We start from the raw sequence: 12,852 nt of genomic DNA on the forward strand, positions 1-12,852 counted from the left end.
CCAGGGTGAAGGTTGGGTAAAACCAACTGGAGGCCCGAACCAGTTTCCGTTGAAAAGGATTTGGATGAGTTGTGGGTAGGGGTGAAAGGCCAATCAAACTGAGAAATAGCTCGTACTCCCCGAAATGTATTTAGGTACAGCGTCGGCGTTGAGTTACGTGGAGGTAGAGCTACCGATTGGACTAGGGGGTGTCAAAGCCTACCGAATCCAGACGAACTCCGAATGCCACGTAATATAGCCGGCAGTGAGGCGTGGGGTGCTAAGGTCCCATGCCGAGAGGGAAAGAACCCAGACCATCCGCTAAGGTCCCTAAATTCGGACTAAGTTGAACAAAGGAGGTCCACTTGCCTTGACAGCCAGGATGTTGGCTTGGAAGCAGCCATTCATTTAAAGAGTGCGTAACAGCTCACTGGTCGAGCGAGAGGGCATCGATAATACGCGGGCATCAAGTCTGGTACCGAAGCGATGGATTTGCATTATATGCAAGTGGTAGGGGAGCATTCTAGCAGCGGTGAAGGTATCCTGTCAGGGGTGCTGGAGCGGCTAGAAAAGCAAATGTAGGCATGAGTAACGATAAGGCGGGTGAGAAACCCGCCCCCCGATAGACTAAGGTTTCCTGCTCAACGCTAATCGGAGCAGGGTTAGTCGGGACCTAAGGCTACGCCGAGAGGCTACGTCGATGGACAGCTGGTTGATATTCCAGCACTTACAATGAGAAGTGATGCAGTGACGCAGAAGTGAAAGCAACGCGGGCGGACGGAAGTGCCCGTTGAAGCGCGTAGGTATAGAGACAGTAGGTAAATCCGCTGACTTTGCTGAAACGTGATAGTACCCTACGGCCTCGGCCACGGGGATAGTTTGCCTAATCAGACTGCCAAGAAAACCTGCTAAGCGTTTTAATCTTGTTGTAACCCGTACCGCAAACCGACACAGGTAGTCAAGGAGAGTATCCTGAGGGGCTCGAGTGAATCACGGCCAAGGAACTCGGCAAAATGGACCTGTAACTTCGGGAGAAGGGTCGCTTCCTCTGCGCAAGCAGAGAAGCCGCAGTGAAAAGGCCCAGGCGACTGTTTAACAAAAACACATGACTTTGCGAACGCGTAAGCGGAAGTATAAGGTCTGACACCTGCCCGGTGCCGGAAGGTTAAGAGGGGAACTTAGTCGCAAGGCGAAGGTTTGAATCGAAGCCCCGGTAAACGGCGGCCGTAACTATAACGGTCCTAAGGTAGCGAAATTCCTTGTCGGGTAAGTTCCGACCTGCACGAATGGTGTAACGATCTGGGCGCTGTCTCAGCCGTGAGCTCGGTGAAATTGTAGTCTCGGTGAAGATGCCGAGTACCCGCCACGGGACGGAAAGACCCCGTGCACCTTTACTATAGCTTGACATTGACGCTGGGTAACACATGTGTAGGATAGGTGGGAGGCTATGAGCCGGGGGCGCCAGCTCTCGGGGAGCCAACGTTGAAATACCACCCTTGTGTTACTCGGTGCCTAATCTCCGAGACGGGGAAACAGTGTCTGGTGGGTAGTTTGACTGGGGTGGTCGCCTCCAAAAGAGTATCGGAGGCTTTCAAAGGTCCGCTCAGTACGCTTGGTAACCGTACGCAGAGCGCAATAGCAGAAGCGGGCTTGACTGTGAGGCCTACAAGCCGAGCAGGGTCGAAAGACGGATATAGTGATCCGGTGGTTCCGCATGGAAGGGCCATCGCTCAAAGGATAAAAGGTACGCCGGGGATAACAGGCTGATCTCCCCCAAGAGCTCATATCGACGGGGAGGTTTGGCACCTCGATGTCGGCTCGTCACGTCCTGGGGCTGGAGAAGGTCCCAAGGGTTCGGCTGTTCGCCGATTAAAGTGGCACGCGAGCTGGGTTCAGAACGTCGTGAGACAGTTCGGTCCCTATCTGTGGTGGGCGTTAGAGATTTGCGAGGACCTGTCCTTAGTACGAGAGGACCGGGATGGACCAGCCGCTAGTGCACCGGTTGTGGCGCCAGCTGCAGCGCCGGGTAGCTACGCTGGGATGAGATAAGCGCTGAAAGCATCTAAGTGCGAAACTCACCTCAAGATGAGATCTCTTATATAGGAAGAGTCGTGGGAGACGACCACGTGGATAGGCTATAGGTGGAAGGTCCGAAATGGCCGAGCCGAGTAGTACTAATGACTCGAACACTTACCCAATACAGCTCTTTTTCTCCTTTCTTCTTACCCGTTACCTGCGTCAACGTTATTTGTTGTGTCCGCGAACAGGACACGACCGCCAGTAATGGTGGCTTTAGCCCGGGTGTTCACCTCTTCCCATTCCGAACAGAGCAGTTAAGCCCCGGAGCGCCTATGGTACTACCTTCACCGGTGGGAGAGTCGGTCGCCGCCAACCTTACTTTGCCGCAGCCCCCCAGCGTCCCCATACCGGATGCGGGGGCTGCCCTCGTTTATAGCCCCCCCGCACACCTAAAGGCACCAGTACCTGAGTGCTAGTTATAGTTTACCTTACATCACTATTATAAGTAATTAGGAAATAGCCTGTGGCATTGACCTCATGTCGACAGATGCGCATTAGTGAGACATCACACATCTGCTGCCAAGCCGTAGTACAATATTTACAGGTCAGAAAAACTCATCTGTAGCTTACTATTGACGTGACTGAGACGCAACGGTGCTGCCAGCCGTCCTTTTGCGCACACAAAAAATCTGATTTGGCACAAAGTACATAAGCTCGGGACCGCTCCGTACATGTGGGCCCGACTGTAAGCACCAGGGCAACAGGGAAATTTATTTGCACATGCCAATGCTGCACTCTATTCAGTACGCCAGCAACCCATACTGAATAGAGTGCAGCTGTCGACGTCTTAAGTAGCAAGCTGCTCGTGGTGGCTAACACTTGTGGTTAACTCGTTCGGGTGTACCCTGCCGCCTACCAGCATGCACTACAAGACTTGATGCTAGTCGCGAATATATTCAGAACCACTTGAAGCGGCCCGCGGCAACTGTGCCGTCATCCCATCCCTCCCACTCTAGCAAGTGCTCCTGTGCTTATAATGAAGTCAGCTATACCCAATGTCACCTTATTGATCGGCTATTCAACTGCCTCAAGCAGTTTAGTTGTAGGGTCACCCAGCGAAATAATTTAAAAGCACACTCTAGGCCCTTTTTTCCTTTATCAGGAAATTTGCTCCGATTGCGGGAATATCAACACCTTCTAATCATTTATTATAACTAAGTTTTTTATTATGAAATAAAAATTCTGCTGGCACCCTTAATTTATTATCTAAGCATTTGTAAGCGCGTAGTATAGTATCATTCAACTATGCTAGTCAGTTTATAATACTGCTTTATATTAATCTCACCTTAATTAAACTAAGCGTGTTGGTTTTGAGTTAGTTAGGCGTGACATAAATAATAACCTATTATGATTTAATTATGTACAGGTCTAATCTCATTAATCATTTGTATATACAAAGTTGCATAAAGAGCGTATTTTGTTCTTCAAATAAAAATGAGAGTAATTAATTAAAAAGTGGATAAATAAAAAGGCTCACCTTGCATAAGGTGAGCCTTTTTATTTATCCTTGAGGTATTACTTAACTTTTTCAATAATACCTTGAAAAGCGGTTGGGTGATTCAAAGCGAGATCAGCCAATACTTTACGATTCAAATCGATGCCTGCTTTTTTCAGGCCGCCCATGAATTGAGAATACGATAACCCATGCTCACGAGCACCGGCGTTAATACGCTGAATCCATAAAGCACGGAACTCGCGCTTTTTGGTTTTGCGGTCGCGGTAAGCGTATAATAAGCCTTTCTCAACAGCATTTTTTGCAACGGTCCAAACATTCTTGCGGCGGCCGAAATAGCCTTTTGCAAGCTTCATTACCTTTTTGCGGCGGTGGCGCGAAGCCACGTTATTCACACTTCTTGGCATAACCTACTTTTTTTGGCGACCGGTGACAATCCTTGTCTTGTAAACCGGGCGCCTGGTGGAAAATTATTGAGATACTGAACCTTCAAATGATAATCGAAACTGTTATTAAATTAACAGTGACTCAACATTCTTAGATATTCAGCATATCCTTCACCCGATTCATATCGGCAGAGCTAACAAGCGTAACATGCGTTAGATTACGCTTTTGCTTGGTAGTCTTCTTGGTGAGAATGTGGCTTTTGAAGGCGTGCTTCCGCTTCACCTTGCCCGTTCCGGTGAGCGTAAAACGCTTCTTAGCACCGGATTTCGTCTTTACTTTTGGCATTGTGGTATGAATTGAGAAAAAGGAAATGCTTGTTAATAAGCTAATTAATCTAATGCCTAAGCAATGAATAACTACCTCTAAGCCTGTTCTTCTTTGGCTTTAACTTCTTTAAGCTCTTTGGGTGCGACCTCTTTACCTTCCTTCCCTCCTTCTTTAGTGGCGGGTGCTTTGGGTTTGGCAACTACGGCTACCTTAGGAGCCAAATATAAGAACATACGCTTGCCCTCTAGTTTGGGCAACTGCTCAACTTTAGCTAAGTCTTCAAGAGCTTGAGCAAACTTTAGCAACAAAATCTCACCGCGTTCCTTGAACACGATGGAGCGGCCTACAAAGTGCACGTAAGCCTTGATTTTTGCCCCTTCACGCAGGAATTCCTGCGCATGCTTCAATTTGAAAGCAAAGTCATGTTCGTCGGTGTTAGGACCAAACCGAATTTCCTTTAATACCACTTTCGTGGCTTTGGCTTTCATTTCGCGGGTGCGCTTTTTCTGCTCGTATTTAAACTTAGAGTAGTCGATAACTCGGCACACAGGCGGCACGGCCGTAGGCGAAATCTCAACTAAGTCTAGGTTTTGCTCCTGAGCTAAACGACGGGCCTGCTCAATTGAATAAACACCTTGCTCGATGTTTTCACCGACCAGGCGCACTTCGCGGGCCGTAATCTTCTGGTTGATTTTGAACGGCTCCTCCACCTGAGCACGGGGGATGTAGCGGCGATTTGGGGTTGCTATGAGTTGGTCCTCCTTCTGAAAGGTGAGCGAATAATCTTTAGATACTATCTAACTCAACACAATGACCCGTGATGAGTTTCAATCAGCGGGCAAATATCCGCTTATTTTTCGGATCTAAAAAAGTGACTATATAAAAACATGCCCATTTCAGCATTTGCTGTCGTGGGCATGTTTTTATATAAGTGAACTAATTACCTACTAGCATCTCAGCTACTTGGCTATTAAAGCTACGAATGAATGCTTCGATTGGCATGCTACCCAAATCGCCTTCCCCGTGCTTACGGAGTGAAACAATGCCATTTTCCTGCTCCTTCTCCCCTACAATGAGCATATAAGGCACCTTGGACATTTCGGCATCGCGGATTTTGCGGCCTATTTTCTCATCGCGGCTATCTAATGAACCACGCAATTCAGCTTGTACCAAGCGGTCATAGACATGCTGGGCATAATCTTGATATTTTTCGGAAATGGGTAAGACAGCAAATTGCTCAGGCGAGAGCCACAACGGAAAATTGCCGGCGCAATGCTCAATAAGTACCGCAACGAAGCGCTCCAGCGACCCAAAAGGCGCACGATGTATCATTACAGGTCGTTGGCGGGAGTTGTCGGGGGCGACGTATTCGAGTTCGAAGCGCTCAGGTAGATTATAATCAACCTGAATGGTACCTAGCTGCCACTTCCGGCCTAGTGCGTCGCGCACCATGAAGTCGAGCTTAGGACCATAAAAGGCCGCTTCGCCTAGCTCCGTAACCGTAGGCAATCCTTTTTCCGCAGCAGCCTCTTGAATAGCGCTTTCTGCCAAGGCCCAATTTTCATCGGAGCCGATGTATTTGGTCTTATTTTCAGGGTCGCGAAGGGATATTTGAGCAGTATAATTCTCAAAGCCGAGTGCCCGGAACACATACAGTACAAGATCTATCACCTTGATAAATTCTTCCTTAACCTGATCTGGCCGGCAGAAGATATGTGCATCGTCTTGGGTAAACCCACGTACACGGGTAAGGCCGTGCAATTCACCACTTTGCTCGTAGCGATACACTGTTCCAAACTCTGCAAGGCGCAAAGGCAAGTCACGGTATGAGCGAGGCTTGGTTTTGTAGATTTCGCAATGGTGCGGGCAGTTCATCGGCTTAAGGAAGAATTCCTCACCGGGATTAGGCGTCTTGATGGGTTGAAAAGAATCAGCGCCATATTTCTCATAGTGACCCGACGTTACATAAAGCTCCTTTGAGCCGATATGAGGGGTCACTACAGGCAGGTAGCCTGCCTTAACCTGGGCACGGCGCATAAACTGCTCAAGGCGCTCACGTAGGGCCGTACCTTTAGGTAACCACAACGGTAGCCCCGCTCCCACTTTCTCAGAGAATGCAAACAATTCCAATTCCTTGCCCAGCTTGCGGTGGTCGCGGCGCTTAGCCTCCTCTAGGCGCTCAAGATATTCGGTCAGCTCTTTCTGTTTGGGGAAAGTGATGCCGTACACGCGAGTGAGCTGCTTATTCTTTTCATCGCCACGCCAAAAGGCTCCGGCCACATTTAGCAGCTTTACTGCCTTAATAGGACTTGTATCAGGGATGTGTGGCCCGCGGCAAAGGTCCGTGAAATCACCTTGGGTGTAAAAGCTGATAGTTCCATCTTCCAAGCGCTCCAGCAAGTCAAGCTTATAGGGGTCACCTTTCTCCGTGAAATAGGCTATAGCCTCAGCTTTAGGCACTTCGCGGCGCTCATACTGGCTTTTCTTTCGGGCCAGCTCCAGCATTTTCTGCTCGATCTGGGGAAAGTCGTTGGTGGATATAGTCCGGCCTTCGCCTAGGTCGATATCGTAATAGAAGCCACTCTCGATAGCTGGGCCGATACCAAGCTTTACACCCGGATACAAAGCCTCCAAAGCCTCAGCCATCAAGTGAGCCGACGAATGCCAGAACGTATTTTTGCCTGCGTCGTCGTTCCAGGTCAGGATTTCGAGGGCAGAATTCTGCGTGATGGGTCGGTGCAGGTCGCGAACTTCGCCATTTACGCGCACGCCCAAAGCGTTGCGAGCCAGGCCCTCACTAATACTAGCGGCTACGTCGTAGCCCGTCGCGCCATCTACAAACTGGCGCACAGAGCCATCGGGAAGAGTGATGTTAATCATTGGTCAGGAAAAAATGCTCTACAAACAGCGTTAGCCCGCAAGTTAGCTGGTTAAGACGAATGTGGGGGGCATTTATTGGAGCTACCACCCCAAATCTCTTTGTCTATAGCTGCGCTTATCATCACCGTACTAGCTACAGACACGTCTTATCTATGTGAAAACCGACCGAAAAAGCCCCCAGGCGTGCTTAGCGCAGTGTAGGTAAGGACCGTTCAACCAAAGGGGCTATTGCCTGACGAACAGGGCGACGCATACTATCTCCGCGTAACTGCCGTGCGCGTTCTCCCGCTTTCCAGGCGCGGTAAGTCCAGTGTTTATTGCCTGGGTTTTCGGCGACTAGAATACGATACTGAGCGACTGCTTCTGTAGTGCGGCCCATAGCTTCCAGGCTTTCCGCTACCATTTGACGTCCGCCTGGCAAGCGGGAAGCCCGACGCAAGGCACGCTGTAAATGGGGCAAAGCTTCTGCATAGCGACGCTTTTTGAAAGCAGCCAAGCCCAGACGATAATCGGCGCGGTATAGTGTGGTGTCCAGCTCTACTGCGCGGGTGTAGGCATAAATCGCGCTATCAGGCCGGTTTTGCAGCTCGTGCTGCCGTCCGTAGTCGTACCACAGCGGACCGTGCGTGGGCGCCAGGCGAAGGCCACGCGTAGCATATACCGCAGCGGCGGCCGGGCGCCGGTTGGCATTCGACAAGAAAGCTAGCTGATGTAGAATTTCGGGTTGGTGAGGGTCGCGAGCCAGGCTGGCGCGCAGGTAGTCCAGCGCCTGGGCGGTATCAGCGAGTGCAGCGTGAGCTAAGCCTTTGTAGAACAGAGCGGCGGCTAGCTCCGGCTCCTGCTGCAAGGCTCTATCAAGATGATCAAGGGCTGCTTGATGGCGGCGGGCAGCCAAGTGAGTTTCACCTACCAGCAGGTTCAGTTCAGGCGAAGAAAACCCACGCTTGGACGCTTCGGCCGCAGCAGCCAAGGTGGCTTCGAGCCGGTTTTGAGCGCGTAGGGCGCGGGCCCTGATGAAATAAAATTCGCCGGGGTCATCATCTAGCTTTAAGGCTTGATCGATGTCGGCTAGCGCAGGGCCAATCTGACCAGCATCGAGGCGAAATGTAGCGCGGCGTGCGTATAAAGACGCTTTGCGGGGTTGGCGGGCAATGGCGCCTTCCAACGTTTCGGCTTGCAGTTGAGGCCCGCTTTGCACCGTAGCCAGGTTTACCATCGTGGCAGGTGGGCCAGTAGGTGCCTGGTCGCAGGCAGAAATAGCAGCGACGCACAACAGCAAAGGCAGAAAACGACGAATAACAGCCACGGCAGCTACGAACCTTAGTATAAAATACAGAATTGCCGCGACGAGCTAAAGAAAGTCAATCAAAACTATTCTACCGAAGCCACGACGCATCCGACAGCAAAGATAACTTCAAAGCCAACAACGATACCGCCAGACAAGGACCGCAGAAGCTTATTCGACCTCATTGCGGCCGCGTTTCTGCCGCGCCAACTGCTGCAACAGGTTCCGACAGCGCCTACTTACCTCCAGCTCTTCACCCGTTACAGGCTCCAGCTTTTGCGAATCGACGAGCACTGTGATGGCTTCATCAAACTGGCGCTGATTCTGATAGACACGGGCCAGATCATAGCAGAACTGTATGCGCTTCGGGTCCAGCTCATGGGCCCGCTTAAGCGCGTCGACCGCTTTAGTGCTACTGGCACCGCCGGGCATTCCGCCCAGAATCAGCTCACTATACACCCGCTCCAACACGTTGTAATGATCAACACGATAATGCCAGCGCCCAAGCAGCTGCCAGGTATCGGCCCAATCGGGCGGCGCGCTACGGCCCGAAACACGTAGGGCTGCATTTCCTTGTACATCAGCAAGCGGCCCCGAGCCCGCAGCAACGTAGCCTGGTTGGCAAGAGACAAGGCCACGGCGTAGTTGGCCTCTCCCCCATCCGATTTGGCTACAAAAGCCCGATACGCATATTGCCCCGCCGAGGTGAAATAAGCCGACCGCCGCGTTTCGTCGGTATAGCGCGTGCCGATGCGCACGCTAAGCACTGCGGCCTGCCAGAGCGCTTCGTAGTTCTTGGCGTCCTCGTCCAGCACTTGCTCGTATTTCGCTAATGCTTCCGAATCGAGGTATTTTCGTTGGAGCAGCCGCGCTTCGGCCAACAGCTTTCCAATATCTGGCAAGGAAAGTGTGGCGGCTATGGATTCCAACTCACTTACCATGAGCATTCCCAGCAGTATGATTAGCCTGAAAATACGGGGCGAAAACATAGGCTAGAAAGTGGCTGGGCAGCAGGCCCAGCATTGAAATTGAAGCTTGGGGAAGTAGCAGCGAATAATTGCATTTGGCCGCAATACAATGAGTTGCCAGCTATGTACAGTTCATTAATGCTTTCCGCAAAACGGTTGGAAACCGAAACTTAATCATTCATGGCTACACCTGGCAAACCGCAAAAGCCACGCGGGCTGTTCCTTTAGGTCAGAGTTTGTAAGTTGAGTCTAAAAAAGCCCCCAGAAAGTAACTGGGGGCTTTTTTAGACTTTTAAAATAGCTTTAGCTGAGACTTGGGGCGCCGTAGTACTGCCTGGGCGCGCTCTACATCCTCGCTGGTCACTTCCACCGGACCGGTTAGCTCGGGCAGTGGCGCCACGGGCTCCGGCGCGGCCGGGCGCGGAATGGTGGCCGGGCCGCGCTTCTTGGCGGCCGCCCGGCGCTCCGGCTCCGGACCTTCGTCGGTGAGCAAGGCCAGCGAGTGAATTTTGTAGTAGGCAAGCTTATTACCGGCAGCCTTCCATCCTTTCACGTCGATAAACGTGTGCAGCGGCAGCTTCTCGGTTTCGCGGTCCGATTTCTTATCGCGCTGCACTTTCATCTCGACCAGCGGCTCCGGGTTGGCCGTAACGACCAGCATTTTGGAGCTTTTGCTTTCCGAAATAAATGAGAAGCGCTTTTCCAGCGTACTGGTTTCGATCTTGAAGCGCTTGACGTAGTGCACTTTCGTTTCTCCTTCCACATATATGGCGCTGAGCACCGTATCAGGTTCCAGCTTGCGCAGCAGCACGATATTAGGCATATCGAAGTGGTGCGCCGGATCGGGCGACTTGAGCTCATAGCTACCATCCTTGTATACAACCAGGACGGTATTATCCGTGTCGAAAGTACCTAAATAGCGACCGTGGCCGGCGGTGTTGAGGCGCCCAACCACACTATCGAAGAAGATCTCGCGGCCACCTAAAGTAGAGTCGCCGAGGGCTTCCTGCTTGATGCGCTTGATGGGCTGCTTGGTTACGATGTTGCCCTGCGAGCCTTTGCCTTTGATGGCCAGCTCCGCGAAGTCAAACTCAAACTGCTTCACCCGCGCCGGGGCCTTATCCGTCAGCTGTATGCTTACTATTTCCGACTCAGAATTTGGGTTGGCAGTCAGGTACAGCACCTTGGAATTTTTGCCCCCCTTGGTCAGATCGTAGGTTTTGTCGCGGGTGATGCCCGTCACGAGGAAGCGCTTAGCATAAGTTACCCCCGACGGGCCATCCTGGTACATCATGTTGTACACCAGGCGGTCGTCGTTCTTGTTGTACACGCCCACATGCAGGATGTCCTTGCCAACGAAGGTTTTCTCCGCAATGCGCGTGACCATGAACGAGCCGTCGCGGCGAATGCCAATGATATCATCTAGGTCGGAACAGTCACAGACGAATTCGTCCTTTTTCAGGCCGAAGCCCACGAAACCGTCTTGGCGGTTCACGTAAAGCTTCTGGTTGGCTACGGCTACTTTCTGGGCCGTTACCACATCAAAGGTGCGGAGCTGGGTTTTGCGCTCCCGACCAGCGCCGTACTTCTTCAGCAAGCCATCAAAATAGCTGATAGCGTAGCGCGTGATGTTCGCTAAGTGGTCGGCCACTTCGGCTAGCTCCGTTTCCAGCTTCTGAATGTACTCGTCGGCCTTGAAACCATCGAACTTGGAGATGCGCTTGATGCGGATTTCGGTCAGGCGCGTGAGGTCTTCCTGGGTGATGGGTCGGCGCAGCACAATGCGGGTGTCATTGGCCTTCTGCTTCTCCCCTTCCACGCGCACAAATTTCTTCAGGCCCGCGTCAATGGTTTCCAGAATCTCATCCCAGGTTTCGCACTCCTCAATTTTGCGGTAGATGCGGTTCTCGATGAAAATCTTCTCCAAAGAAGCCGAGTGCCACTTTTCGTGCAGCTCATCCTGCCGGATTTCCAACTCACGCTCCAGCAGACGTACCGTTTTCTGGGTGCTCAGCCGCAGCATGTCCTCCACGCCCACGAAGCGCGGCTTGTCTTCGATAATAACGCAGGTATTGGGCGAAATCGAAATTTCGCAGTCAGTGAAGGCGTACAGCGCGTCCATGGTCAGGTCGGGCGATACACCGGTGGGCAGGTGCACCTGAATCTCGACATCAGCAGCCGTGTTATCGACTACCTTCTTAATCTTGATCTTGTTGGCCTCCGAGGCCTTCACGATGCTTTCCATCAGCGCCGTAGTGGTGGTGCCGTAAGGAATATCGCGAATGACCAACATGGTTTTGTCGGCCTTCTCAATGGTGGCGCGCAGGCGGATTTTTGCCCCCCGCTGCCCCGAGTTGTAGTTGGTAATGTCACAAAGCCCCCCTGTCGAGAAATCCGGGAACAGCTGAATGTCGCGGCCCCGCAGCACATCGATGCTGGCCTTGCACAACTCGCGGAAGTTGTGGGGCATAATCTTGGTACTCAGGCCCACGGCAATGCCTTCTACGCCTTGGGCCAGCAGCAATGGAAACTTAACAGGCAGCGTGGTGGGCTCGCGCTTGCGGCCGTCGTAGCTCATCTGCCAGTCAGTGATGTCGGGATTAAACACCACATCGAGCGCAAACTTGGACAGGCGTGCCTCGATATAACGCGGCGCAGCCGCACCATCGCCGGTCCGTATGTCGCCCCAGTTGCCCTGGGTTTCAATCAGCAGATCCTTCTGTCCCAGATTCACCATCGCGTCGCCGATGGAGGCGTCGCCGTGAGGGTGATACTGCATGGTTTGCCCGATGACGTTAGCTACTTTATTAAAGCGACCATCGTCCATCTCCTTCATGGCGTGCAAGATGCGCCGCTGCACGGGCTTCAATCCATCTTCAATTGCCGGCACAGCCCGCTCCAGAATCACGTAGGAGGCATAGTCCAGAAACCAGTTCTGGTACATGCCAGCCACCGTGGCTACGTCGTGAATGGTTTCGCCGGGGGCAAATTTGGGCTCCTCCTCGGTTTCTTCGGTTACTGGCGTGGGCTCGGTCGTGACGTGCACATCCTCGGACGACTCAGACAGCAGCAGCTCGCCGGAGGCACTCACTACAAATTCCGCCTTCTCCTTTTCCGATGCGGCATCAGCGTCCTCGGGCGCGGCCGAGGCTGACCCAAACTCAAAGGAGTCGCCGGCACCAAATAGATTCGGCTGCTCTTCCTGGTTCGGGTCGTGGGGATTCTTCTCTTCTGACACAGTGGGGTGTGGCGCTTGCCACGATTAATGTTCTTGTACCTCTCTTTCAGCCCTGCGGCTGAAAGGCTTTTCACTAAAGACGCCTGAAAATAGATAACTGGCAAAAAATGTAAGGATCAACTCATGGAGTTTGAGTAAAAGCTACAAAGAAAATGAGCAGCGTCCGGGCTTGTTACATGTTCAGCCTGCGTATCAAAAGTACCGTTAGCTGCGCAGAACGCAATATTTGTAATGCGCGTCAAGCTCATAAAGTTCC

7 protein-coding genes, 2 rRNA genes and 1 pseudogene (1 of these 10 running past the window's edge) are annotated in these 12,852 nt (G+C 52.0%); 2 read left to right on the plus strand and 8 right to left on the minus strand.

Annotation, left to right across the window (positions count from 1 at the left end):
* Both H9L05_RS17735 and rrf read left to right on the plus strand, forming a co-directional pair.
* Positions 1-2,177, plus strand: a 23S ribosomal RNA gene (locus H9L05_RS17735) (it extends 735 nt beyond the left edge of the window).
* Positions 2,178-2,261: 84 nt separating this feature from the next.
* Positions 2,262-2,373 (plus strand): 5S ribosomal RNA (gene rrf / locus H9L05_RS17740).
* Between the two features lie 1,200 nt (positions 2,374-3,573).
* On the opposite strand, the gene rplT is transcribed toward rrf, so the two are convergent.
* The 8 genes and pseudogenes from rplT to H9L05_RS17780 all read right to left on the minus strand — a co-directional run bounded on the left by rplT (position 3,574) and on the right by H9L05_RS17780 (position 12,404).
* Positions 3,574-3,918: a 50S ribosomal protein L20 gene (gene rplT / locus H9L05_RS17745; RefSeq protein ID WP_187732048.1), complete on the minus strand. Its 345-nt coding sequence runs from the start codon at positions 3,916-3,918 to the stop codon at positions 3,574-3,576.
* Positions 3,919-4,048: 130 nt separating this feature from the next.
* Positions 4,049-4,243, minus strand: a complete 195-nt coding sequence (rpmI, locus tag H9L05_RS17750) for a 50S ribosomal protein L35 (protein ID WP_187312636.1) — start codon at positions 4,241-4,243, stop codon at positions 4,049-4,051.
* Positions 4,244-4,416: 173 nt separating this feature from the next.
* Positions 4,417-4,974 (minus strand): annotated as a pseudogene (gene infC / locus H9L05_RS17755) (translation initiation factor IF-3); the annotation flags it as partial.
* Positions 4,975-5,161: 187 nt separating this feature from the next.
* Positions 5,162-7,105, minus strand: a complete 1,944-nt coding sequence (thrS, locus tag H9L05_RS17760; RefSeq protein ID WP_187732049.1) for a threonine--tRNA ligase — start codon at positions 7,103-7,105, stop codon at positions 5,162-5,164.
* Between the two features lie 187 nt (positions 7,106-7,292).
* Positions 7,293-8,411, minus strand: coding sequence for a tetratricopeptide repeat protein (locus H9L05_RS17765; RefSeq protein WP_187732050.1), 1,119 nt, complete (start codon positions 8,409-8,411; stop codon positions 7,293-7,295).
* Between the two features lie 150 nt (positions 8,412-8,561).
* Positions 8,562-8,861: a tetratricopeptide repeat protein gene (locus H9L05_RS17770; protein WP_187732051.1), complete on the minus strand. Its 300-nt coding sequence runs from the start codon at positions 8,859-8,861 to the stop codon at positions 8,562-8,564.
* Positions 8,834-9,337 (minus strand): hypothetical protein, encoded by a 504-nt coding sequence (locus H9L05_RS17775; RefSeq protein ID WP_187732052.1) that lies wholly within the window; start codon positions 9,335-9,337, stop codon positions 8,834-8,836. The genes H9L05_RS17770 and H9L05_RS17775 overlap by 28 nt, the downstream gene beginning before the upstream one ends.
* A gap of 313 nt (positions 9,338-9,650) precedes the next feature.
* A complete protein-coding gene (locus H9L05_RS17780; protein WP_373285373.1) occupies positions 9,651-12,404 on the minus strand; it encodes a DNA gyrase/topoisomerase IV subunit A in 2,754 nt (917 codons plus the stop codon).
* Positions 12,405-12,852 lie beyond the last annotated feature (448 nt).

Source organism: Hymenobacter qilianensis (assembly GCF_014489555.1).
GTDB lineage: Bacteria > Bacteroidota > Bacteroidia > Cytophagales > Hymenobacteraceae > Hymenobacter > Hymenobacter qilianensis.